Here is a 21,460-nt window from a genome sequence, read left to right on the forward strand (position 1 = left end):
TAAACTCCCCTTATAGCCCCAACAGATAGGTGTTGACTACCGCCTCATTCATAGCTTGAATCGCTGCCAACCGCTCGGTAATGGTAACAGACGACTTACCTTCTGCTTTGGCCTGCTTAATCAGTTCTGTCAGCATTCTCTGGGCAGCCTTCAATTTATGATTGGCTTCTGTTGCCAATGCTGTACGCTCTGCCCCGTCAGGTGTAGCCGTTAGCTTGGCTTTCCATTCAAGCGCACCATCAAATATTTCGTTGGCCTTAACAACTAAGGGGTTAGCGAAGCCCAGCACCATTTTCCTAATGGCTTTTATTTGCTCCGGTTCGGTCCAAAGCATATGTGACAGGATTACAATATCGTCATCTGCAACCTCCAGCCTCCCTTCAAGCCAGGCATGAGCCTGCAAGAATCGTAAGCAGTTCCTGAAACGGCGGTCAGAAATAATAAAGCCCTGCGCACGAAGCTCTTTCCAGAGCCGCACCAAGGCTTGAATGATGTCACCTGTTATTTTGACTTGTTCCGCTTGCTTCTGTACCGTAGTTAGTTCCTGCAAGCTTATTGTCGTCCTTGGCTTAGCACTGCTAAGCTGCAGCATACCGGCAAAATTACGCTCGTCTTTAATGTACTCAACGGTATACCGCAGGTCAAACCTATCCCAAAGAGCTGCAAGTTCTCCGTCTGTGCCGCCATCCGGCAGTTCGTTGGACAGCCCCACCAGTACTTGCAGCGGAATTTGCCGTGGAGTACTGCCATCATCAAAATATACCCGCTCATTCATTATCGGCAATAAGGTGTTCAAAACAGCGGAATTGCACTTGAATACTTCATCAATGACAGCAATATCGGCTTCCGGTAACTTTCTGGCTGTAACCCGTTTATATTGGTCATTTTCCAAAGCCTTCAAGGATAATGGCCCAAACAGTTCCTCCGGCGTACTGACTTTGGTTAGCAGCCGACTGAAGAAGACTCCGCCGAGCTGTTGAGCCAGACATTCTGCAATGGCAGTCTTGGCACCGCCGGGTGCACCCAGGATTAATATATTCCCCCTGGCAATAGCCGCCACCAGTAGGCCGCGAATGACTTCTGCCCGCTCCAGAAAGCAGCTATTTAGCTCTTGCTCCAACGCGGCGAATGTTTTGTTTATCATACATACATCCTCCAAACATTATTGAAATTATATCCCCGGCATCCCCGGTGCCAGGCATTCAACAGGCTTCTTTGGCCTTAATCAGACGAAAAGTATTGGAAACCTTTTTCTTACCGAACGCAGCTAATTTAGTCTCGTCTACGCCCATTTTCTTAAGGTTCGCTGCCGTCAGCGTCAAATACTGAAACACGTCCACCCCGGCGTCGTGAAGCTCAGTGCATAGTTCATACAGCTTATCGGCCTCCATATGCCAGCTTACACTGGGAACAAAGGAGAAGGCGGCATCACCGACAGGAATGTCGCCGTTTTCCTTGGCCCATACTTTTAACCTATCTTTCATATCATCCAATGCCGCTTCCAAGCGAATCACTTCTGCGGCAACACGCTCGGCATCGGCACGGTCAGTCACAGGCACCGGGTCAAAGCTTACACTTTTTATGCATAAGCCGGCATGACGGCAATACTGGCAGTGCTTGCCCGGCGCAGCAGGAAACAGGCTGTCACTCATCCCGTCAATCCCGCCGGACATATTCCATTCGGCTACTTTATCTTCAATATCTTCCGCAAGACGGAATGCCCAAATTCGCGCTTTTTCCATTTCTTCCAGTGTATAGGTATGGGCTTGACGGCTCTGTGCGTCAGGGTAACGCAGAAATACCAGTTCCGCATGAATTTCCTGAACTCCCGTTACTTGTGATAAGTACCAGGCGTATAAGCCCAACTGGTGATTATCCACAGGTAAATATTTTTGCCTATTCGTTTTCCAGTCGATAAGCTGAATTGTGCCGTCCGGTAATGTCTGATACCAGTCGATGTACCCCTGAAAGTAAAGCAACCCGGTGCTATCCAGGGGAATTACAAAGTGTTGCTCTGCCTGACCGCCAGTAACGCCCATTACCATGCTATGCTGCGTCAAATAAGTAACCTCGTCTGCATTTACCGGGATTTGGGCTTCTTGCACGATGGCAGCATTGACCGCCGCTTGTATATCCATCCCGTTTAAATACATTTGTATGGCCGCATGTACCGTTTTGCCTAATACTAACGTTTCTGTCGGCGATTCCGTCATTTCATATAGGTACTTATATTGGAAAGAAGCAGGACATTCTTCATAGCGCTTTAGACGTGAATAGCTATATATCATGCCGCCTCGCCACCTTTTACAATGCTGTAGGCTTCGATGATATTCGTTCCGTTCTTTTGCACAATGCTAGCCGTTATGAATGTTCCAACTGGAACCTCCAAGATGTCTGCACAGGCTGACCAAGCCAATATGTGGGTATCCTTTTGAAGCAGTACCAGCTTAACAAAGGTTTGCTTGCCTTTAATTTTGGCCTCAGCACTGACGATTTGGTATGCATTTAAAAGCTCTATAGTATTTGAAGTGAATATGTCTGGAACTTCTTCCGCTTCTGGTGGCGGTAATGGCGTTACTTCAGCTTTAGATATGCTGTTATTATCGCAGTTAAGCCATGAGAGTAGCTTATTTCCTGTAGAAATATCTGGCTTGAAATATTGACCGTCAAAAATGCCTGTACGGTCTTTAGATGGAGTGGCTATATGTTCGATGCTTAGGTCAAACACAGTAGTGAATTCATATTCAATGCCTTCACGCTGAATAGCGGACGTCCCCAACTTCTTAATTGTAGTTTTGCCATTCTCCACAACCTGGGCGTATTCTACTTTTGACCGCAGTGTAGCGATTATATGGCAAGAAGATTTAAGCATGGTTTCTACCAGAGCATTGTGTTTGGGCGTGTACTCGCGCCAAGCAGCCCAGCTATTACCCTTAAACTTACTGTCCGTTGCTTTCCCCTGCTGGTCAAGTATGCCGCCTTCGCCGGACCAGCAATGCGAAAGGCTGTCAACGATAATGACTTCAAAGCCCTTTTGTTCTGCCAGCTTTATGGCGGCAATGTATTTGTCCGGGTCATATGGCGGCGTTAAGGTCAATACGGAATAGTCTCCCAATTGGGCGTACAGTTCGGCAGAACCATTCTCGCTATCAATGACCGCTATGCTGGACCAGGGAGCCATGCCGTTGGCGACCAGTAAAGCACTGTAGGTCTTTCCTGCTCCGCTCGGCCCGGTAATACCCAGACGTAATTTAGCCCGTTTACGTTCCGCAGTTTTGAATTCCACGATTATCAGTCCCTTCACTTTATTTGTTACGCTGGATAAGAAAGTCGATAAATTCGGCCAGTAGATGTAGTAAAGCTTTTCTCATAGGCAACGCCTCCTTTTCAATAGTTGCAGAAAATGAAAAAGACCCAGCTATTTCCAGCTAGGTCCTAGTTGATTACATATTACTTATACCAAAATATGCAGTTTCGTTGTTGCTATTCAAAAGGTGTTTTTTTATGGATGATTTCCAAGAAGTTTACCAGTTTTATCAATGTAGCTAAATCCTTCTCCATCTCCATTTGCAACAACAGCCATCCCTTCTGAAAAATGGCTTGCTGCTACAAATTATCATATTTCCGCTATGGTCAATAAAACCATATTTACCATTGACCTCCACTCCTGCAAGCCCCTCAGAAAATTCCGTTCCTCATTTATACTGTAACCTAATTACTTCTTTTTCGTTTTTGTCAACGCAGCCTACTTTGTCAGCAATTTAACAAGAGTTCAACCTTCTGAAACTCATGCATAACACCTGTATATATGCTGCATTATAATAACCACCCTACATGTAAAACCTACCGTAATTCCGACAGGGCGTACACTTTGCATATGCTAAGCTTTACAAAAGCTTATGCTGGTTTTTTATTTTTTGCAAACCTCAATAATGCTATATAATTTATAAAACCAAATAGACCAAATGCCACATACAGAGTAGCTTCACGAAACATATAATCTATTACAAGTATTAGCATCCATCCAATAATTGATGAAATAAAACTAATTAATAAGTTTCTCTTAATGCCATGTACGCCATTAAACCTAATACCAGAGCCTACTACTAATAGGACACTTTTTGCAACTGGCATAACCATTCCAGCCGTAAATAACCATACAAGATGAAGAAATGGGTTTTGCGGAAATGAAAAATATAACATATATCCCGGAATAGTTACTGCTAAACCAATTATAGCACCACCTATTCCATACTCCCAATCAACTCGTCCTGCTTTTTGACGTATAGTTGAAATGGCACGAATAGCAAAACCATACAGAATTCCATACCAAAGTAAAACCGTCGTATTTTGTTCTAACTCGAATCTAACATAATTGTTAGGGTACTTTGAAGTAGCGCCAAGCATAAACATAAATATTAATATTCCTAACCCTACTGCCAATTCAGCTAACACAGCCATATTATTATTTCCAATTGAGTCATTTCCTACGGCTTTCGACATACTTATAGTGCTTGATATTTCTCCTATCGCACTGGTAGTATCTATTCCATCCTGCGCCGTAGCCTTACCACATTTCTGGCAAAAACGAGCACTATCTGGTACTTCTTGACCGCAATGAATACAAAATCGCATAAATTAAGTCCCTCTTTCTTTTTACAAAATATTAATGACCATGTTGAATTATTTTTTGTATGTTATCATCCCCCGGGTAGATATCTCCTTTTATTACGTTACTAACTTTAGCTGCATCGGGCAATAAATTAGGATTTGTCTGAACCATTTTACCTGAAACGCCCAATTCGATTGGTATATACAGTTGAAAGGTAGTATCAATATCTTTAACATGTGCATAGTACATTCCCTCACCACCATACCACAGTTTGCTAACTTTATAATTCTTCCGTATATCTCCTAAAGTACTACCTTTACTCACCTTGTTGGACGCTAGTTTTGGCTGACCACTTTGAAGTAATTGAATAACAGCCTCTTGCCCTGATGTATTCAGCCCTAGCTTTTGCCAACCGTTCTTTGTCTTTTCTGCGCATTGCAGAGCTGTTAACCCTGCCGAATCTTTTGCATTTATTTCTATGTCTTTCGCGCTTAAGAGCACCTGAACAGTTTCTATATATCCTGCTGAAGCTGCAAGCATTAATGGGGTACCTCCTTTTGTGTCTCTTACATTAACATTGGCACCTTTATCTATTAATAATTTTACAATTTGCGCATTATCACCCGCACAAGCTAATTCCAATAAAGTTGCTCCGTCATTATCCTTCAAGTTTGGATTGAGCCCAGATTCTATCAATGCTTTTGCACCATTTACATCTTTATTAAATAAACACTCAACAAACTCACTAACAGTAACGTTTTTTGTACTGTTTACTTCCATAGCCTGCTTGGTACTCTCCTGATAAGAACTTTGCACCGAAACAGGTTCGCTTTTTCCGAAAAAAGCTATCCCTATTCCGATAATCACAACAATACTCCCAATTATTAAATATACGTTTTTATTTTTTAATAGCTGACTTTTTTCTGCCGTATATTTCAACTCACCTGAAACATCTGCAACCGTAGTAGTATTAACTTCATTGTCGTCACTTGCAGTAAATATACCACGGTAAATTTTTTTGCCACAATTTCGACAGTATTGTGCTTCATCTGCAGCCTGACTCCCGCAATAATTGCAATAGGACACCAAATCTCATCTCCTTTTAGAAACATATCGCAAACAAGAAACCTTGCCTATCCTCCATACAGATGACAAACATAATACTATAAATTAGAACCACAATACGAGCAGAACTGAAACCCTTCCATTACAATTACTCCCCCTCTTGAAAAATAGCGTAGACAAGCGCTCTGCCTACACTATTCTTATAACAAAATAACACTCTCTTTAAGAAACCTTGCATTCCCTGGAACTTGTTGTCCGCAATTTATACAGAACATAACCTACCTCCATGATAATTACTCCTGCTTTGACTCCCCTAATAAAATTATCTGCTCACTAATTGTTGCTTGTATATGTAAATGTGCAGGTGGTTCTGACGGTATTTGCGCTTCTACATCGGCCTTGGCACTTTTAACACCAGTTTGTAATATTTCTTTTAGCTCCTCCAATTCACTACGCATTTTGTTATTCTGGATTTTTAAATCTTCAAGCACTTCTTCCCAAATTTTCATGACCATCGTATACTTTTCTGCCTCTTCCGAACTAGTGGCCTGTTTAGCCATTTCAGCTGCTTCTTCTGCCTTTTTCTTTACCTCTTCCTGTTTGCGCATATTCTCTTCCTGTTGGCGTACATTGCTTGAAGTAAAATAATCCTTTATTTTATTTTCAAAGGCAACAATGGCTACTATTACTACTTCAACTATATATTCTCTAATTCTTGGCCATATGGATTCAACAAACCAAGGCCAAAATTTTTCTACCGCCCATATTTTAATCATTCCCACTATCTGCTGCCATACTTTTTGTTTGAAATTCATTTGCATTTTTCCCATCTTTTAAATTAATCTTAAATTCCAGCAATTCTTTTAGTGTCATTTCGTATCTTTTATTCTGGTAAATTCTACATTTATTGCTTCATTCCTGCTTTCGTGCGACTTTTTGTCACCTATGTTGAACTCTATATATAAACAAATTATGTTTATATATAGAGGTGAAATAATGGAACATTTAGGAAGCAGAATAAGATTGGTGCGTGGCGAAAGGACACAAGATGATTTTGCCTCCTCTATTGGAGTTGACCGTACTACTTTATCAGCCTACGAACGCGGCAGGAGAGAGCCTGATTTGAAAACGCTATTAATTATTGCCCAGTTTGGCCGCGTTAGTCTTGACTGGTTGGCAGGTCGCCATAGCAATCCTTCTATCGAGCGCGCCCAAGCCTACAATGACCCCAAATGGTCTGAAGTCCAAGAGCTTGCCTTAAGCCATAATGTAAAACCCGTTAAAATCGAACAACTAATCAAAGCCGCTCTAGCCTTGAAATAATGGCATAAAAAAGAGACGGCTTTTTTAATTTGCCGCCTCTTCCTTAGTAACCCAGTACTCATATGGCTCGAATTCTATATCTCGTTTTCCTCCAGCAGTTCACGGTTTTCCCGCTCTAGTTTTCTCAGCCACTCATCATCTGGACTGAGCTTACCTTGTTATTGAAAGTATGTTTATCATAATTGAAAAGCGGGAATTACTATATTGTCCTTTTTAATCTAGACTACCAACTTCCTGAAGTAACTTTGGAACACGAACATCCTTCTTGCGAAGCTCTGCAAGAACATCGGTTTTTTTATTTTTTGGCAACCGTTGCAAAGCCAACACGCAATCACCGATAATATTTTCTAAAGTAGTTTCGTTACTGCCTCGAACATATCTAGTGTGATAATAAAACATAAGTTTAAATAAGACAAGTTTTAATAAATCTCGATTTTTTACTTCTTCTGCAAACTTAGCAAGTTCTTGCAGAAAATTAGGCATTTTTAAATCCGCATATAAAAACACATACATAAATTTTGAAAACTCATTTGCTTCGGCATCCATAACCTGCTTAACTGTCTTGGCAAGTTTCGCAGTACCAATACTTTCAGCAGCAATGTTTTGTACTACTATCGGGGCAGTTATGCTAAGAAGGTCATAAAGGAATTCTATATCTTCATTACGTTCATCTCGAACTTCAGTATTAGCCCCCCTACTATGATGATGGTTAATCATTTCTATCATGGTAGCCAGAAACACTCTATAACCTTGTATGCATTTTTTTAATGAGTTTAGTTTAGTATTTTTGTCAGCTCTTTCATTATTCTTAATAATACGCCCATACAGGTGCAATGTTTTAAAGAAAACTCGCCCTTCAAATGGGGATGTTTCTGCCTTTATAACCTTGGGTCTTACCGCTTCCCTACCATTATCAGGTACGTCTACCAAAGAATCATGTTCTTCCTCGGAAAGTTTGTTCTCTCTTAATTCCTGTTTTAGCCCTTCTGCATCAGCTTCCATCTCTAGTCTAAGACTAAAGCTTTCGAGATTAGCAAGTAGATGTAAATACTTTTCAACAAAAGGTTCTAACTTACCTTCTATTCTAGTTAAGATGTCTTTGCGGTTCCTTTGAATTCCCGCAATAAAACATAATTCATTGCTACATTGCAAGTAGTTTTCATCCCGAAGCATCCATTCAAGAGCCTCATTATCTACAATTGCCCTTTTAGCTAAATAATATTCAAACAAACAGTGATACCGAAAGTAGACCATTCCCTCATTCTCAGTTAGAATTTGTTTATCAAAGAAAAGCTTGCCGAATTTGCTTTCTACTAAACTCAAATCCATATCATCAAAGTATTGGGTTGCTAACTTTAAAAAATCTTCTTTAGTTATTTGGGAGTTAGGCGCGCTTACAATTTTCCATGCAATGTAAGCAAGAAAATCTTCTTTAAATGAAAAATCATAAGTACTTCGATATGTATCATTAGGGGATAACTTTTCTAAAATTATTTCCATGAAGCGCTCCATGACTGATGCTTCGTTGACAGGAATAAAGTCTTCTTGGTAATTACTACAAATAGCAAGAATTAGTGATACATTAAAGGGCGTTCTGGGCATACCAACACATCTCAGGTACAGCATTACTCGGTCTAGCAGTTGGTCCAAATCCACGGTTCTACCATCAAACCATTTTGAAGCAATTTTTCTAATAGCATGTCGTGAAAAAGTATGCATATATATTTTTTCATATGCACATCCAAAATCATGTAACTCATCAGCCTTTACTGTATGAAAAATGTCTTCGTTCATAGTAAAAATAAATCGGTTTGTGGGATATGTTAATGTGAATGCCCGTAAATATTCATGTTGCTTTGGTTGGTAATAATCATAATTATCAAATTGTACTACGCATTGACCGGCATTTAGGAGTTGCTTTATCTGCTCTACCGTCAGATACTCTTCAGGCAACGTATGCTTAGAAACGAACGATTGCATACTTTTTTCAATTGGTTCAATGCCTTGAAGTCGCTTCTTCAAGTCTATAATAAACGGTATTTTTTTTCTCTCGCCAAATTCGGATAGGTATTTCAGTGTAATATAGTTAAGAATGGTGCTTTTACCGAGTTCCTTTTTTCCGAGTAGTACAAGGTTCTCATTGCCCCTTATAAGGTCGTCTATATCTACGTGCTCTTGTTGGTCTTCTTCCTCCTTCTGATATTCGGATTGCTTACTTAACGGTTGCGAAACAAAAAGTTCTTCAAACTTTTGCGGTGCACTTTTATCAATAATATGAGTCAATAAGTCCTTATTTATTTTTTCTGTGAAACCATCCTTCAGCGGTTTAGCTACCTTATATGCGTTTTGCATTGCCGGGTTGCTACAGTTAAGTTGCCAATTATAATGACCATTAGAGCATATTCTGAGGGCTTCATCAAAGGAGTCTCGCTCATCGTAATATTCGCGAAAATATACATTTACCTCCTTTATGAATGGATTAATGGAAAGCAAAGAATAGCCATTAAAATACGAACGCCCTTGAAATATCGAACCACCACTAGAAAAAAGGGTCGATTGTTTAGGGCCGATGACCTGCTTGTCCCATGAATTATGTAAATGACCACTTAAGACAATATCAAATTTCCTTAGTGCAACTTCTACTGAATCTTGGTCCTCATCGATTAACCAGTCTAAAGGGTGATGCATCAGGGCTATCTTAATGTTGCATGAAGAAATACTCGCATATGCACGCTCCACTTGCCTCTGCCCTATAACTAACTTTCGTTTGTCCTCTGCTCCCTTACCAGCTGCCCGCCATGCTGAATCCAAACATGCAAAACCAATAGAAGTATCGCTTACTTGCTTTATAAATGCAGCACCTAATCCTTTTGGATGCTTCCAGACAGCCTCACTTTGAAAATCTTGAAGAAATTTGTAAAAAGGAAGTATTCTCGCATTGTGTGTGTCTTTTAATTCACTATCAATAAAAGTATTTATTGCGTCCTTTGATTTCAGTTTCGTAAGTAAACCGGCCTCTATAACAGCATCAATAGCAGTTGTATCAACATCATGATTACCAGGTACAATTAAAAAATGTGACGCGTCTAAATCGGTTATCTTTAAAATTGGGGTAATAAAACTATCCATTGCCATTTCCAATTGGTTTTCACCTTGCCAAGCGTGTTGTCCCTGGGCAATGAGGTCTCCCGTAAAGCACACAAAATTAACTTTTCCCTTATCTTTAATAAAAGTTGCAATATCGTCTTTTAAGGCATTAACTACTTTTTGCACATCAAATTCGCGTTTCTTGCATATATGTAGGTCAGACAGATGTAATATGTTTATTTGTTCCGTATAAATTCCCCCTAGGTAATATTTGGAGGTTCAGCAATGAAAAATAAAAAAATACTGAGCATTCTTTTAAAACAAAAATCTAAAAAAGATATAATCAATGCCCTCCGAGTACATAGAGCAAACATGGAAAAAAATATTACGCCCTACAAAACATAGATTACTAATTGTAATATTCCATATTTTAGCACATTTTTCTTGAAATATCTACATTATCCGAGACCAAAACGCAATCTTTCATACACCAGCAATTACATTTTCATATTTTCTTTGCCTATTTTGTAAACTTTATTATGTCAGTCTAATGCTGATATATATTTTTATAAACAAATTAGGGCCCAGTTTACACTAGGCCCAAAAATTACGCAGCATCGGGTGATTCATCCCCGGCATCGCCGGTATCCTTGGTTGTACGACTATCTTCAACAATCTGCCCACCCTCAGATTGTGCTTCTCCGGGGATAGCGGTGATAACATCGCTAGTGTTAATGCGTTTTAATTCTATGACAGTTTTGTTCTTATTTGTATTGGTGCCAAATGTACATTCGACATTCTTGGCGCGAAGATTGCTGGTTATTTCTCTAATATGCCTTGACACTGCATTCGGCATCTTAGGAAAACTATAAGTAGGGTTTTGTTCCCTAAGTTTAGTTAATAACTCCGTAGTATAGCCGTTCCAGCTACCCTCCTGTTCAACAAGTCTAACAATAGCGTCAGCAACTGGGTCGCTAGCTACAACTTCATCATTTACCATAGAGATATTGCTGCTATATGCGTCTAGAAAGGTTTTACCGCCAATACCTGCCGCCTCTGCGATAGCATAACCCCATTTAGCAAAATCAGCCATTCGAGGCAGTTTTTCTATTTGAAGGTCAGTTGTCATCAAACATTTGGCTTCCACTAACACATCAAATATAGCGCCTAATATGAAAGGCTGCTTTTCTTTAAAAGATTTCCAGAAAGTTTCCTCTGTCTGGCGTTGTTCTTCTCCTATCCGCATTACTTCAAACAGCAACATCCTGTCCAGTAAGTCTGACCGCCTAGCCGCTAGATTAACGCCGTTAAGGGTAATACACGACTTAACCGAAATGATGATATCCTCCGTGTCAGTATATAGCTTCCGTTTATGTACCGCCCCGCCTGTTACAGCGCAACATAGCAAATCTGACACACTAGGGGATAACGTACTAAGGTTATCGAATGCAGGCATATAATTGTGCGCTATTAATTGAGCCAGTTCATTCTGACTTCGCGGCAACACCATAAGTTCGTGCTTCGCCGGGTCAACCAGTTTTCGCAATAGCCTTAGTGCTGTGCTTTTTGCTGCCCCTTTTTCACCATAAAAATTAGGGATAGGGTGCGCTATATCCGGTACAAAACAGGTGACTAAGTATACCATAAACAGTATTTTATCCTTATCATTCATCAAGTTAATAAACTCTAATACATCTTTCAGCTTCACACCATCATTTCGCTGCGGAGCTATTTGTTCTCTCTTATTTTTGTGACATTTAAAATAAACTGGCGGGCTGCTGATTACCTCCCAGCTATCTCTTCCAACTTTTACGGCAGACTCGCCAAGGTCATAATAGAAGTCTTGGTCTTCTTTTGCAACTCTTAAGTGTAACCGACGCTCACTGGTATTCTGCCTAGCTAATACCTCAATATGATGGATATAGTCCTTAAGCTGCTGTCTCTTGGGCATCTTGCCAAGTTGGTTTTTGTGCTCCCAGTAGAGCATATCCTCAATGGATTGGTCATTAGGTGGGTAGACTTTTTGCCCATTAGCTACGTAGATTTCTCCTTCAGATGATTTTAGTAGGGTTAGACTCTTATCTTGGATAAGACGTTCGATATCAATAATGTTGTAGACCATATTTTAAAATCCTCCTGTTAGATTTGTTCTTTCATTTTACCGCTTAACTCACATTTTTTGTCAGCATTCTACGATTATAATTCGATTACCGAAAAAGCCATCGACATTTTTTAAAATAGCTTTCACTAAATTTATAAATCAGTAGCTTCTAACTAAAATTCATACACTATCCCATTGTCTACAGCGTATTATTTCGTCTTTTGTCCCGCTGATTGTCCCGCAAGCACAAAAAAGCCCTCCAAGCAGATGCCTGGAAGGCCTGATTTTACTGGAGCGGGCAACGAGATTCGAACTCGCGACCCACGGCTTGGGAATGCGATTCCTGAACGTGTCATCATTCCCAAGAGCCGCGAATAATCTATGTTTGTTAAATTCTACAAATGGCGCCCAGATACTAAAAACGGTCACAAATTGCACACTTCTGCACACCGATTGCACACCAAAAGCTATGCATGTCAAAGCTGTTTTGTGGTGTCACGTGCTTCCAAATATCCATGCTTATAATGCTTTGCGCACGTAGCTGCAAACATAAATATCACAGTATTAATATCTGACTCTGATAAGTTCATACTTTTAAGTAAGTCATGAGCAATCTTTAAAGACTGACTATCTACACGACGGGAAAAGCAATAATTTATTCCCTCAACTATAACATTTGTATTTGAATTGCTATTCATCACGCCACTCCTCATGCTAATAATTTTTATATCTATTGCTTGCAAAGTCATGATATTTTATATATGATTATCATGTAATTTTAAGTAGCGTTTTCGCATTTTTTGTCGAAAACACTCTTATAAACTTGTAATCCAGTCCCCTGGCCGGGACTGGATTTTTCTGTTTACGAAGTATCAATATATATCATAAAATACCTCCTTACAAATAACTCAATTGAGTTTTATATTAAATTGAAATAGCTTTATATTAAATGCATGGATATCAAGATGCGAATTTTGCAATTATGCGCTGAGCGGAATATATCGCTTAATGAACTGGCCTTGTCATCACTTTTAACACAATCTACAATTAACAACATCACTTCCGGTAGAAACAAATCTGTAAAAGTCAGCACTATTGAAACGATTTGCAAAGGTCTTGGCATTACCTTGTTTGATTTTTTTGAGCCAACCAGGCGGCCTAAGTTTACACCAGAGGCTACCGCTGAACTAAAGGAATTCGAGAATTATCTTATAAAAAAATACAATCTCAAGTAACCATATCACTGCTTCGGCGGTACATACAACTCCTCGATCGCTACCTGTAATGCTGCTGCAATTTTTTGCAATGTTTCTTTGTTACCTAACATTTTATGCCGTTCAATTTCGCCCAGCGTAGACTCTGGTACGCCTGCTAAACGAGCCAGAGCTGCCTGGGTTTTTATGCCTCGTTTTTTTCTGTATTCTTTGATATAGTTGCGCTCCATGCAATGCCAAGAGCGATATGGTTACCATATCAATGTTAACATAAAATTAAAAATTTCCTAGATAAAAATATAATTAATTCTTGGGGAAAATGAAAAATCCTGCCTGTAAAATATCGCAAATTCTTCTAAAATAATACAAAAACTGCATGTGTAATAAAAATAGCCGACAACGGCTATTTTTTTATTCGTTAATTATTTGTTTGCCTGTACGCTCGATATTCGCGCCCACGTACAAAGACAAGCTTTAAATCCAGCAATCACACTGTCCAATCCCCCGAAAACAGGGCTACGGCGTTATATCTAACGCGTGCGGACTAGCCTGCAACCATCTCGCAAAATTGTTTAAATAACATCATTGCTAATGAGATAAATATCCCGACAGCAGCAAGGTAACTGCCATTCGTAACCAGCCGGGCAACTTTCCCGTTTCCGAACGCGGACAATATCATGCTGCCGGCAAGCCCCACAATACCGACCGCAAATATCGCCACAACCCCATATAGATATGTTTTTGCATCCGGGCTGGCACCGACGATTAAATCTCTAAGCCCAGCAGCTGAACACACCTTGGGAATTACCAACAGCACCAGAAACACTATTTTGCACATCTTAATTCCTCCCTGATGTTATTTATTAATTCATCAGTAATGGTAATTACGTGGTCGCCTGGCAGTTTAAACACCCTGTCCGTTATCCTGTATTCTCTACTGGTACCAGTAACTGTATTAACCACCGTATAAATACCTGCCGCATAATCCATAATTGTACGTTCCCATGATTTACGCCGATTATCCAACCACAGCCGGCACCAATTAACGCCGATCCGTTTTAACGGCTCCCGGCACTCTTTCAGGTAATAAAAATACGGCGCCGTCTGTGTACTACGGTTTATCACGCCCTGATCGGCGAGCGCGGCCAGCCTTCGCTGTGCTACCCGGGTTGACGGGTACAGCAATATCTGTAGCTGCTCCGTATCCAGTACGCCCCATTCCGAAAGTATCTCCTGCAGTCGTGAATCCCTTTGGTAACATTGACGCCTGAAATTGATCAACACACATAACCTCCTCCGGATCTAAGTACGGTGTTTGAATCTCCGTAAGTTCCCGCCCCAGTCGCCAGTACGCCCGGCCAGGAATTGCCGGTAAATTTGCGCCCTCGGATGAATCCAGTATGATCCTGCTGTCGACACCGGATATGGTCTGAAAACACAATCGACCGGTGAAGTTGGCTTTGGCATCTCCGAAACTCTTGCTGGTAAAAATCTTACTGGACGGCCGCTGAGTGGCAGCTACAATGCATATGCCGGCGGCCCGACACAATCTGAGTAATGTTTCTAAATCTTCCTGCGCGTCCTTGTCTTTAAGTTCGGCAAGTTCATCAATAATCAGCACTATGTATGGGATTTTTGCTTTCGTTTTGGCATTATACTTCTGGACGTTAACAAACCGCGACTCTTTTAATAATAGTTGCCGACGGCGCATTTCCTGTACTAATCGGTTAAGCGCCTGGCAGGCTGTTTCTATTTCCGTAACCAGCAGTATTCTGTTTTCAAGGTAGTTATATTCGCTCATTTTTAAGTCAAGCATGACGACAATAGGCGGCTCTGGCAACGACAATAACGAATTAATAATTACATGCACCGCGTTTGACTTCCCCGCCCCCGTAGTCCCACCAATGAGCATATGAGGAAGTTTTGCTAAATCGATTACTTGCAATCCTGCTGTACTATAACCTAATGGTACTGGCAGTACGCCGGCACGCGGATAGTCTGCCGGGTAATCAAAGTAATTTTCCAATAAGTTATTACTGATTTTTAAGATAGCCATTTTCCCCGACTGTCGGATTTCTGCATTGACCTTATCCCCGCCGGTTGCGTCCTTGAAATAATCAATTTTGCTGTAAAAATCCTTAAATGATATTCCGGCCGGCAGAGCTATTGTAAATGTGTAGCCGGTCGCTGTTTTATTTTTGACATGGATTTGTGGTCTGCGCGTGTCAGTCCAAAGGGCTTCCAGCGTTTCGATGACGGCCAGCGGAATTTCTTGGCCGAACATCGGTAATAAGATTGACCGTACATCGTTTTTAATCTCGGTGAGTATATCCACTGTATCACCTCCGTATATTCGCTTTGCTTTATGCTATAACAATATTCTGATTAGGAATAAAAATTGCAAGTCCATGAATATAATTAAATAAAAAATATCACTCCTCTTCAGAAGTGATATAAAAAAGGTCGTTGACTGTGCATTTTAATTTCTCGCTAATTCGCAATGCCATTTCCAAAGTAGGTTGTAATTTTTGATTCTCCCACCTGTTGTAATGGCTTTGGTTGACACCTAGAAAGGAGGCAAATTCGATTTGATTCATTTCGTACTTATGTCGCCATGTTTTTAGTTTGTTTTTAAGCATATATTTATCCCTCTAGGAATATATTGTTATTTATGGTATTCTGTGTATATCAACAAAAACCTTTTAAGGAGGCACAAAATATGCGAACACGGATAAAAATTAGTATGCTAATGCTCGTATTGCTCGCGATTATTACCCTAGGGTGCGGTAGCAGCAATAAACCTGAGAACAAACCTGCTGCTTCTCCTCCACCACAAAACCAACACCAGTCAATTACTACCATGAAGGCTACTACATCTCAATTTATTGAAATATATAACAAGGAAATTAAACAACGCCTTAGTGATAAATCAGTACTAGGTACAGAAAAACCAGTGCGTGACGGTGTGGTAATGTATGACATTCCGGACGGAAAAGGTTCTCATCTTATATTGAATTACAATCCAGCAGATAAGAAACTAACAACAGTGACCTTTACAGTTCAGGGGGAAAGTGGTAAGAAATTCGAAAGCAATACAATGCAGGCCTGGGCGACCGCGGTTATAAGCGCCACTGCTCCAGGAGTATCCAATGATAATGTTCTTGAGATTCGCGGAAAGCTGTTAAATGATAACCCTGTCATAAAAAATGGTATCTATTATATGTCCCAATATACAGAGAAGGGAGCTCCCTTTTTTCAAATTATAGCGAGAGCACAGTAAAATGCCCCAAATCCACTCTGACGTAAATATCCACGATATTGTTATGCTGGTGCTTAGCCGTGCAAGTTTCGCCAGCACTTCTCCTGAACAGATGGCTGCCGAAGTCGCTCAAAAATACATACAGGTTCGTAGTATTATATTAGAAGAAATTAAGCAACATGCGAACCCAGGAACTATGATCATTAAATAAGCTAAGCCCCGGCATGTGCCGGGGCTTATTACTATCCTGTCTTCTTTTTCCGTTTCGGCTTCTCCTGCGCCTTGATTGCCGCAATACTCGCTTCCAGCGCGGCCATAATATCGATAACCTTGCCAGGCGGCTCAGCTTGTTTTGTCCCAATTACGGTTTTGGCTTTACTATCAATCAGGTTCATAACGGCTTTATGATACTCGTTTTCATATTTACCGGGTTCAAAGTCAGTTATTAGCGATGTAATTAATTGCCGGGCCATATTAAGTTCTTTGTCTGACAGCTTAATACTTCCAGGCAGATACGTTTCTAGCGCTGCTACCGGTACAATCTCGTCGACAAAAAGCATAGTTGAAAGCGTCAGCGCTCCTTCAGCCGGCCGGATCGCTGCCAGGTATTCCTTGCTCCGCAAAACGAATTTTGCAATACCGACTACATTAGCCTCGCCCATAGCCTGCAGCAATAGCGCATAAGCTTTTTGGGCGCCGGTCTCCGGCACTAAATAGTAAGACGCGTCATAGTGGCGCGGGTCGATCTGATCCAATTTAACAAAGTCCTCTATGGAGATTACCCTGCTGGCCTGGGGTGCAATGGCATCTAGCTCTTGTTTGGCAATTACAACATAGCGGTCAGGGGAGATTTGATAGCCTTTAACTATTTCGTCTTGACGGACTTCGGCACCGTCAGAACCGACCTTTTTATAACTGATTCGGCTATAGTCACTTTTGCGCAGTTGATTAAAGCTGATAGTTTTCTTTTTGGTGGCCGGGTATAAAGCCACCGGAACATTAACAAGCCCGAAACTAAGCATACCTTTCCATATGGGGCGCATAGTCTCACCCAATCTAGATATAGAAATAAAGCTGCCGTTGCTGGCAGCTATTTTAGTTATAATTATATCATATTGGGTTATCCCGGTCAGGTGGAAATTAATGTTTTATATACCATTTACCGCTACTGTCGCAAAACAAGTTAACCTGCTTATTGCATATCTGGCATATATACCGTTTGCCCAGGCCATTACCGACAGTGGCAGACGTTCTAACGTCCAGCAATTTGTCAACTTCAAAGTCCCTGCCATCTGCCCAATGCATGATTAGCGGCTTAATGTTGCCGTTTAGGTCGTGTTTGGCTGTGATCGTTACATATGTTATAGCCATGTCTTATCACCCCTGGTTTTATAATAGAACATATGTTTGTAGTTGGCAAGTGGGAATAAAAGGAAAAGCCGCCCGGTTGAGCGGCCAAGAAAACTACTTTGCCCTATCGGCAACTTCTGTAATTATATCGTCAATAATCGTATCCGTATCTAATGGGTGGAATTCTTGCATGTCAATTATCCATGCTTGAGTATCACCGTCATAGTGTTCATCAATGTAACCTTCTCTCCGCGCGCCAGGAAATTGATATACTAAAATTGACTTACCGTTCAGGATATCAACGCTTGTATGGTGCGCTTCAGTTATGTACTCAAGGACAGTTCCGTCTTGGCGAAGTTCTACTGCATGCTGCCGCAAGTCATCCCCTGGTGTTTCATCGAGGGAGTTTACCCATTGGCGTATTAGGGCCGCTTCTATTTCTTCCCGATTGTCTTCAATTATTTTTTTCCAGTTAACCATTTTCACCCCTCCAATTTAGCTAACATTTTTTCGAAAAACCGAATGCTCTTATTTATAACTTCCCCATTTTTGTAAATTGCGAAGTAATACTGGTTTCCCTTTTCGATATGTTGCCATACCTCGTATTTGTCCCCGTCGAGTTCAAATCGACTAATGCGGGATTCGTTTCTGTTTCTATCAATATTGATGATTCCTTCGACAATTTCCTTGGCTTCGCCGCTTACGATTAGCACCCAATCGCTGTTTAATATTAGGCAATTTTTTTTGAGCCATTCGTACTTTTCAGGGTTAATCCATACCTTAAATTGACTATCCCACTTGAAACCAGCTTGATTGATTTGTTCTTTCGCCTCAAAGGTTTTGCCAGTAATCCGGTCAACGATATTGAAGGATTCTTCTATGGTGTATTGCTTGCCGTTATACTCAACCATACCGTTTTTTAAGATTCCGTCTTTTAACATCCTTACCGCCTCCGTTTGTTTATCTTTAATTAAATTATAATCGAAGTTAATAATAAAGTCAATAAGATTTTAATTAACTTTGATGAAAATTTTATTAAAAACATGGCAAGCGATAATAGACAAAGTAGACCGCTGAACCAACGGTCTACTTTGATTACACCTTGTGTATAGGGTTGCCTTGAAAACACCAAAGATGTAATCATTAATGTTTTCGAACTAGCAGTAAATAATAGTTTCAATACATCCAATGTATGATATAATATTACTATTAAATGTAAATTTTGTCAATCAATAAAGGAGTGTTTTTTATGCACGATAATATTACATATTCAACTTGTGCGATATGTGGAATAAAGTTAAAATGGAAATACTGCCGCGCCTGTAAAGATCACCAGACCGAATATCACCGTTTGCAGCAGAAAAAGCGATATGATTACCGCAAGGCAAACGGCCTATGCGTAAGGTGTGGTGCTCCCGCCGCTCCTGATAATGTTCGCTGTGAAAAACACATCGAGCAAAATAAAAAGAGCGGCGTTGAATATTACGCCGCAAAAACTGCCGTCAAATAGGCGGTTTTTTTGTATGTAATCCGCCCCTGAGAATGCGGCTAGTAGCGCATCCCATTAAAGTAGCAATCCCATCACGCCATGACTCGTTAGGAAACAGGGCTTCGATGGACCGGCAAAATTCTTCTGGTCCGAATGGCATATACTCAGTGTGATATCTGATAATAACTTCTTTTATATTTTCGTCACTACCGCCTGCACGCCGGAAAGCCGCAATAAGGCGGTCAATCTGTTCACCGCTAAACCGTCCGCATTGTGGATTGATTTCTAACGCCAAATCAGATATGCCTTGCATGTTGTTATCCCTCCTTCTCCCCGGCTACTGCTGGGGTTCTTTCTTTTTCCAAACTAATTCATAGTCCAACGCGGCCGCGATACGTCTAAGCTTCCAATGCGGCAAAATCCCTTGCTTTAGTTGTCTGGTTACTGTTTGCGGGGTATCATTAGTACCAAACATTTCATTTATTCGTCTTACGGCATCAGAAACATTCGAACCGGCTCCTGCCAGTTCTTTTTTTATTTCTCGCTCAATTTCCTGCGCTTCATACTCTGGTACTGCATCCATTTTAGGCATTTGCATCCCTCCTGGCATTAGTGTATCAAACATCATTAACTTTGTAAATATTTTTATTAAAGTTATTTAAATTTGTATTGACTTTATTATTAACTTCGATTATAATTTAATTAAAGATAAACAAACGGAGGCGGTAAGGATGACAAAGGTAGAACAACAATCCAAAGAATGTCAGGCTTTCAACCTTGGATTAATAGCATTCGGCAATGGCAAGAAAGCAATTCCCGCGCTGGATAAAGACCTGTTAGGACTGCTTCAGGGCAATAAGGTTGGCGAAGGGCTTCCAATTATCAAAAGCTGGATAGCCGGATACAACAGCGCAAATATTCTTGCAAACTAAGCGGCCAGCACGCGCGTGGGAGGTAATAAGAATGGATATAGGTCAAAAGTTTTACATGTCTAGTAAGATAACTCCAAATCCCCGACTGTTTCAGTATCTTGGACAAGACAGCGACTTGTTTGACCAGTTTTGCAATCATATAGTTCAGGAAGTATCAACTGGCGAAATAAGCCACGTTGAATTAGAGTGGTTTAATCAAAGACAAATTAACCCGGCTTAGCCGGGGTCATGCGGAAAGGAGTGAATAAATTGGAACTTTATTTATTAGACGGTGAATGGGTTGACAGAGAAACATTTATAAGAATTTGCGAATGCACCCCAGAGGAAGCCAGACAAATGCAATTAGATTGGGAAGAAGAGTGCCAGGGCTAACGCCCGGAAAGGAGTACAATATGGTAATCGTTTTTAGCGACGGCAGCATGGCCAATATGGCAGCAGATTATCGGCTTGAATCCGAGGAAAGACCGGCAACGCCGGAAGAATCTAAAATCTACTGGCAATGGCTCGATGCTATCCCCTACCCCGCCTGATGATGGCCTTTGGTACAGGCCAAAACTCCCTCCGGGGAGTCGCGGGAACCTAATAGAAAGGAGTGAATAAATATTATGCTTAAAGTAACGATTACCCTTAGTAACGATGACGCCGAACTACTGCAAAAGGCTGCCGACAATATGACGGCATGGAATGCACGTCGAGGCAGGAATACCATTTGGACAATTGAGGATTACCTGCGTATTGGGGCCTTGCAGCAAGCCAGGGAAGACCTGGAACGACATGCAGCCGATTTGACCGCCGAATAGGCGGTATTTTTCTGCCCAAAAATAAAAAGCCCACCCCCGGCCATTGGCTGAGAGTGGGCTTTAAACGAACCTGGAGGGTGCGGCTAAATATAAAAAATAACCCCTTTATGGAATAACAACAGCTACTCCCAAAGTGGTTATTTTAAAAATATTGACATTATACACAACTTGCTGTTGGTTGATAATTTCCTTCCTCACTTTCTCTAAAACTAATCACATTATCATCAT

27 protein-coding genes and 1 pseudogene are annotated in these 21,460 nt (G+C 40.8%); 8 read left to right on the forward strand and 20 right to left on the reverse strand.

All coding sequences use genetic code 11. The features are described from left to right. Nucleotides 1-10 precede the first annotated feature (10 nt). The 7 genes and pseudogenes from SPSPH_RS22210 to SPSPH_RS22235 form a co-directional block, all read right to left on the reverse strand. Nucleotides 11-1,144: an AAA family ATPase gene (locus SPSPH_RS22210; protein ID WP_075756350.1), complete on the reverse strand. Its 1,134-nt coding sequence runs from the start codon at nt 1,142-1,144 to the stop codon at nt 11-13. 58 nt (nt 1,145-1,202) lie between these two features. Then, a complete protein-coding gene (locus tag SPSPH_RS22215; RefSeq protein WP_075756351.1) occupies nt 1,203-2,288 on the reverse strand; it encodes a PD-(D/E)XK nuclease family protein in 1,086 nt (361 codons plus the stop codon). After that, nucleotides 2,285-3,286 (reverse strand): ATP-binding protein, encoded by a 1,002-nt coding sequence (locus SPSPH_RS22220; protein WP_075756352.1) that lies wholly within the window; start codon nt 3,284-3,286, stop codon nt 2,285-2,287. The genes SPSPH_RS22215 and SPSPH_RS22220 overlap by 4 nt, the downstream gene beginning before the upstream one ends. 259 nt (nt 3,287-3,545) lie before the next feature. Next, nucleotides 3,546-3,689, reverse strand: a pseudogene (locus SPSPH_RS23635) (WG repeat-containing protein); the annotation flags it as partial. Between the two features lie 208 nt (nt 3,690-3,897). Beyond that, complete coding sequence (locus tag SPSPH_RS22225; protein ID WP_075756353.1) at nt 3,898-4,635, reverse strand: zinc ribbon domain-containing protein; 738 nt, start codon at nt 4,633-4,635, stop codon at nt 3,898-3,900. 31 nt (nt 4,636-4,666) lie between these two features. Next, nucleotides 4,667-5,698, reverse strand: a complete 1,032-nt coding sequence (locus SPSPH_RS22230) for an ankyrin repeat domain-containing protein (RefSeq protein WP_075756354.1) — start codon at nt 5,696-5,698, stop codon at nt 4,667-4,669. A 272-nt stretch (nt 5,699-5,970) separates the two neighbouring features. After that, entirely contained in the window at nt 5,971-6,492 is a 522-nt protein-coding gene (locus SPSPH_RS22235; protein ID WP_075756355.1) for a hypothetical protein, read from the reverse strand. Nucleotides 6,493-6,673: 181 nt separating this feature from the next. Between SPSPH_RS22235 and SPSPH_RS22240 the strand changes: the two genes are divergently transcribed. Next, nucleotides 6,674-7,000: a helix-turn-helix domain-containing protein gene (locus SPSPH_RS22240; protein ID WP_075756356.1), complete on the forward strand. Its 327-nt coding sequence runs from the start codon at nt 6,674-6,676 to the stop codon at nt 6,998-7,000. Between the two features lie 213 nt (nt 7,001-7,213). Here the strand turns inward: SPSPH_RS22240 and SPSPH_RS22245 are convergent, their stop codons facing one another. The 3 genes from SPSPH_RS22245 to SPSPH_RS22255 form a co-directional block, all read right to left on the reverse strand. Beyond that, the gene (locus SPSPH_RS22245; RefSeq protein WP_083945577.1) at nt 7,214-10,342 is read right to left on the reverse strand and encodes a metallophosphoesterase; all 3,129 of its coding nucleotides are present in this window, start codon (nt 10,340-10,342) and stop codon (nt 7,214-7,216) included. A gap of 352 nt (nt 10,343-10,694) precedes the next feature. Further along, nucleotides 10,695-12,209, reverse strand: coding sequence for a hypothetical protein (locus SPSPH_RS22250; RefSeq protein WP_075756358.1), 1,515 nt, complete (start codon nt 12,207-12,209; stop codon nt 10,695-10,697). Nucleotides 12,210-12,664: 455 nt separating this feature from the next. Beyond that, nucleotides 12,665-12,886 carry a hypothetical protein gene (locus tag SPSPH_RS22255; RefSeq protein ID WP_075756359.1) on the reverse strand — a complete coding sequence of 74 codons (222 nt, stop codon included), beginning with the start codon at nt 12,884-12,886 and terminating at the stop codon, nt 12,665-12,667. 267 nt (nt 12,887-13,153) lie between these two features. Between SPSPH_RS22255 and SPSPH_RS22260 the strand changes: the two genes are divergently transcribed. Beyond that, nucleotides 13,154-13,423, forward strand: coding sequence for a helix-turn-helix domain-containing protein (locus SPSPH_RS22260; RefSeq protein ID WP_075756360.1), 270 nt, complete (start codon nt 13,154-13,156; stop codon nt 13,421-13,423). A gap of 5 nt (nt 13,424-13,428) precedes the next feature. Here SPSPH_RS22260 and SPSPH_RS22265 read toward each other — a convergent pair whose 3' ends face one another. From SPSPH_RS22265 to SPSPH_RS23640, 4 genes are all read right to left on the reverse strand, one after another. Beyond that, nucleotides 13,429-13,632, reverse strand: coding sequence for a helix-turn-helix transcriptional regulator (locus tag SPSPH_RS22265; RefSeq protein WP_075756361.1), 204 nt, complete (start codon nt 13,630-13,632; stop codon nt 13,429-13,431). A gap of 314 nt (nt 13,633-13,946) precedes the next feature. After that, nucleotides 13,947-14,240 (reverse strand): hypothetical protein, encoded by a 294-nt coding sequence (locus tag SPSPH_RS22270; protein WP_075756362.1) that lies wholly within the window; start codon nt 14,238-14,240, stop codon nt 13,947-13,949. A gap of 273 nt (nt 14,241-14,513) precedes the next feature. Then, nucleotides 14,514-15,737 carry an FtsK/SpoIIIE domain-containing protein gene (locus SPSPH_RS22275; RefSeq protein WP_075756363.1) on the reverse strand — a complete coding sequence of 408 codons (1,224 nt, stop codon included), beginning with the start codon at nt 15,735-15,737 and terminating at the stop codon, nt 14,514-14,516. A gap of 97 nt (nt 15,738-15,834) precedes the next feature. Further along, the gene (locus tag SPSPH_RS23640) at nt 15,835-16,041 is read right to left on the reverse strand and encodes a helix-turn-helix transcriptional regulator (RefSeq protein WP_075756364.1); all 207 of its coding nucleotides are present in this window, start codon (nt 16,039-16,041) and stop codon (nt 15,835-15,837) included. A gap of 80 nt (nt 16,042-16,121) precedes the next feature. Here SPSPH_RS23640 and SPSPH_RS22280 point away from each other — a divergent pair, with 80 nt between their 5' ends. Next, nucleotides 16,122-16,682 (forward strand): hypothetical protein, encoded by a 561-nt coding sequence (locus SPSPH_RS22280; protein WP_075756365.1) that lies wholly within the window; start codon nt 16,122-16,124, stop codon nt 16,680-16,682. A 221-nt stretch (nt 16,683-16,903) separates the two neighbouring features. Here the strand turns inward: SPSPH_RS22280 and SPSPH_RS22285 are convergent, their stop codons facing one another. The 4 genes from SPSPH_RS22285 to SPSPH_RS22300 form a co-directional block, all read right to left on the reverse strand. Then, nucleotides 16,904-17,704, reverse strand: coding sequence for a Ku protein (locus SPSPH_RS22285; protein ID WP_075756367.1), 801 nt, complete (start codon nt 17,702-17,704; stop codon nt 16,904-16,906). Between the two features lie 97 nt (nt 17,705-17,801). Continuing rightward, nucleotides 17,802-18,032, reverse strand: coding sequence for a hypothetical protein (locus SPSPH_RS22290; RefSeq protein WP_075756368.1), 231 nt, complete (start codon nt 18,030-18,032; stop codon nt 17,802-17,804). Between the two features lie 93 nt (nt 18,033-18,125). Next, nucleotides 18,126-18,491 (reverse strand): hypothetical protein, encoded by a 366-nt coding sequence (locus SPSPH_RS22295; protein ID WP_075756369.1) that lies wholly within the window; start codon nt 18,489-18,491, stop codon nt 18,126-18,128. Nucleotides 18,492-18,493: 2 nt separating this feature from the next. Beyond that, nucleotides 18,494-18,952 carry a hypothetical protein gene (locus SPSPH_RS22300; RefSeq protein ID WP_075756370.1) on the reverse strand — a complete coding sequence of 153 codons (459 nt, stop codon included), beginning with the start codon at nt 18,950-18,952 and terminating at the stop codon, nt 18,494-18,496. Nucleotides 18,953-19,260: 308 nt separating this feature from the next. Between SPSPH_RS22300 and SPSPH_RS22305 the strand changes: the two genes are divergently transcribed. After that, nucleotides 19,261-19,521: a hypothetical protein gene (locus SPSPH_RS22305; RefSeq protein WP_075756371.1), complete on the forward strand. Its 261-nt coding sequence runs from the start codon at nt 19,261-19,263 to the stop codon at nt 19,519-19,521. Here the strand turns inward: SPSPH_RS22305 and SPSPH_RS22310 are convergent. Together SPSPH_RS22310 and SPSPH_RS22315 are read right to left on the reverse strand one after the other, a co-directional pair. After that, the gene (locus SPSPH_RS22310) at nt 19,514-19,813 is read right to left on the reverse strand and encodes a hypothetical protein (protein WP_075756372.1); all 300 of its coding nucleotides are present in this window, start codon (nt 19,811-19,813) and stop codon (nt 19,514-19,516) included. The genes SPSPH_RS22305 and SPSPH_RS22310 overlap by 8 nt on opposite strands. 24 nt (nt 19,814-19,837) lie before the next feature. Further along, a complete protein-coding gene (locus SPSPH_RS22315; protein ID WP_075756373.1) occupies nt 19,838-20,092 on the reverse strand; it encodes a hypothetical protein in 255 nt (84 codons plus the stop codon). Between the two features lie 139 nt (nt 20,093-20,231). Here SPSPH_RS22315 and SPSPH_RS22320 point away from each other — a divergent pair, with 139 nt between their 5' ends. The 4 genes from SPSPH_RS22320 to SPSPH_RS22335 all read left to right on the forward strand — a co-directional run bounded on the left by SPSPH_RS22320 (nt 20,232) and on the right by SPSPH_RS22335 (nt 21,232). After that, on the forward strand, nt 20,232-20,432 hold the full coding sequence (locus SPSPH_RS22320; RefSeq protein WP_075756374.1) for a hypothetical protein: 201 nt from the start codon (nt 20,232-20,234) through the stop codon (nt 20,430-20,432). Between the two features lie 31 nt (nt 20,433-20,463). Then, nucleotides 20,464-20,652, forward strand: a complete 189-nt coding sequence (locus SPSPH_RS22325; protein ID WP_075756375.1) for a hypothetical protein — start codon at nt 20,464-20,466, stop codon at nt 20,650-20,652. A gap of 172 nt (nt 20,653-20,824) precedes the next feature. After that, nucleotides 20,825-20,962 carry a hypothetical protein gene (locus SPSPH_RS22330; protein ID WP_158027087.1) on the forward strand — a complete coding sequence of 46 codons (138 nt, stop codon included), beginning with the start codon at nt 20,825-20,827 and terminating at the stop codon, nt 20,960-20,962. Between the two features lie 75 nt (nt 20,963-21,037). Further along, nucleotides 21,038-21,232 carry a hypothetical protein gene (locus tag SPSPH_RS22335; RefSeq protein WP_075756376.1) on the forward strand — a complete coding sequence of 65 codons (195 nt, stop codon included), beginning with the start codon at nt 21,038-21,040 and terminating at the stop codon, nt 21,230-21,232. The last annotated feature ends 228 nt before the right edge of the window (nt 21,233-21,460 follow it).

The sequence above is a fragment of the Sporomusa sphaeroides DSM 2875 genome (genome assembly GCF_001941975.2).
Taxonomy (GTDB): domain Bacteria; phylum Bacillota; class Negativicutes; order Sporomusales; family Sporomusaceae; genus Sporomusa; species Sporomusa sphaeroides.

Excerpts from the sequence above, each read along its gene's own strand:
- SPSPH_RS22310 (WP_075756372.1), bottom strand. The coding sequence starts at position 19,813 with ATGCAAGGCATATCTGATTTGGCGTTAGAAATCAATCCACAATGCGGA.
- SPSPH_RS22295 (WP_075756369.1), bottom strand. The coding sequence starts at position 18,491 with ATGGTTAACTGGAAAAAAATAATTGAAGACAATCGGGAAGAAATAGAA.
- SPSPH_RS22235 (WP_075756355.1), bottom strand. The coding sequence starts at position 6,492 with ATGAATTTCAAACAAAAAGTATGGCAGCAGATAGTGGGAATGATTAAA.
- SPSPH_RS22335 (WP_075756376.1), top strand. The coding sequence starts at position 21,038 with ATGCTTAAAGTAACGATTACCCTTAGTAACGATGACGCCGAACTACTG.
- SPSPH_RS22305 (WP_075756371.1), top strand. The coding sequence starts at position 19,261 with ATGCACGATAATATTACATATTCAACTTGTGCGATATGTGGAATAAAG.
- SPSPH_RS22250 (WP_075756358.1), bottom strand. The coding sequence starts at position 12,209 with ATGGTCTACAACATTATTGATATCGAACGTCTTATCCAAGATAAGAGT.
- SPSPH_RS22290 (WP_075756368.1), bottom strand. The coding sequence starts at position 18,032 with ATGGCTATAACATATGTAACGATCACAGCCAAACACGACCTAAACGGC.
- SPSPH_RS22315 (WP_075756373.1), bottom strand. The coding sequence starts at position 20,092 with ATGCCTAAAATGGATGCAGTACCAGAGTATGAAGCGCAGGAAATTGAG.
- SPSPH_RS23640 (WP_075756364.1), bottom strand. The coding sequence starts at position 16,041 with ATGCTTAAAAACAAACTAAAAACATGGCGACATAAGTACGAAATGAAT.
- SPSPH_RS22300 (WP_075756370.1), bottom strand. The coding sequence starts at position 18,952 with ATGTTAAAAGACGGAATCTTAAAAAACGGTATGGTTGAGTATAACGGC.
- SPSPH_RS22255 (WP_075756359.1), bottom strand. The coding sequence starts at position 12,886 with ATGAATAGCAATTCAAATACAAATGTTATAGTTGAGGGAATAAATTAT.
- SPSPH_RS22210 (WP_075756350.1), bottom strand. The coding sequence starts at position 1,144 with ATGATAAACAAAACATTCGCCGCGTTGGAGCAAGAGCTAAATAGCTGC.
- SPSPH_RS22285 (WP_075756367.1), bottom strand. The coding sequence starts at position 17,704 with ATGCGCCCCATATGGAAAGGTATGCTTAGTTTCGGGCTTGTTAATGTT.
- SPSPH_RS22325 (WP_075756375.1), top strand. The coding sequence starts at position 20,464 with ATGGATATAGGTCAAAAGTTTTACATGTCTAGTAAGATAACTCCAAAT.
- SPSPH_RS22260 (WP_075756360.1), top strand. The coding sequence starts at position 13,154 with ATGCGAATTTTGCAATTATGCGCTGAGCGGAATATATCGCTTAATGAA.
- SPSPH_RS22225 (WP_075756353.1), bottom strand. The coding sequence starts at position 4,635 with ATGCGATTTTGTATTCATTGCGGTCAAGAAGTACCAGATAGTGCTCGT.
- SPSPH_RS22215 (WP_075756351.1), bottom strand. The coding sequence starts at position 2,288 with ATGATATATAGCTATTCACGTCTAAAGCGCTATGAAGAATGTCCTGCT.
- SPSPH_RS22240 (WP_075756356.1), top strand. The coding sequence starts at position 6,674 with ATGGAACATTTAGGAAGCAGAATAAGATTGGTGCGTGGCGAAAGGACA.
- SPSPH_RS22330 (WP_158027087.1), top strand. The coding sequence starts at position 20,825 with ATGGTAATCGTTTTTAGCGACGGCAGCATGGCCAATATGGCAGCAGAT.
- SPSPH_RS22265 (WP_075756361.1), bottom strand. The coding sequence starts at position 13,632 with ATGGAGCGCAACTATATCAAAGAATACAGAAAAAAACGAGGCATAAAA.
- SPSPH_RS22320 (WP_075756374.1), top strand. The coding sequence starts at position 20,232 with ATGACAAAGGTAGAACAACAATCCAAAGAATGTCAGGCTTTCAACCTT.
- SPSPH_RS22280 (WP_075756365.1), top strand. The coding sequence starts at position 16,122 with ATGCGAACACGGATAAAAATTAGTATGCTAATGCTCGTATTGCTCGCG.
- SPSPH_RS22270 (WP_075756362.1), bottom strand. The coding sequence starts at position 14,240 with ATGTGCAAAATAGTGTTTCTGGTGCTGTTGGTAATTCCCAAGGTGTGT.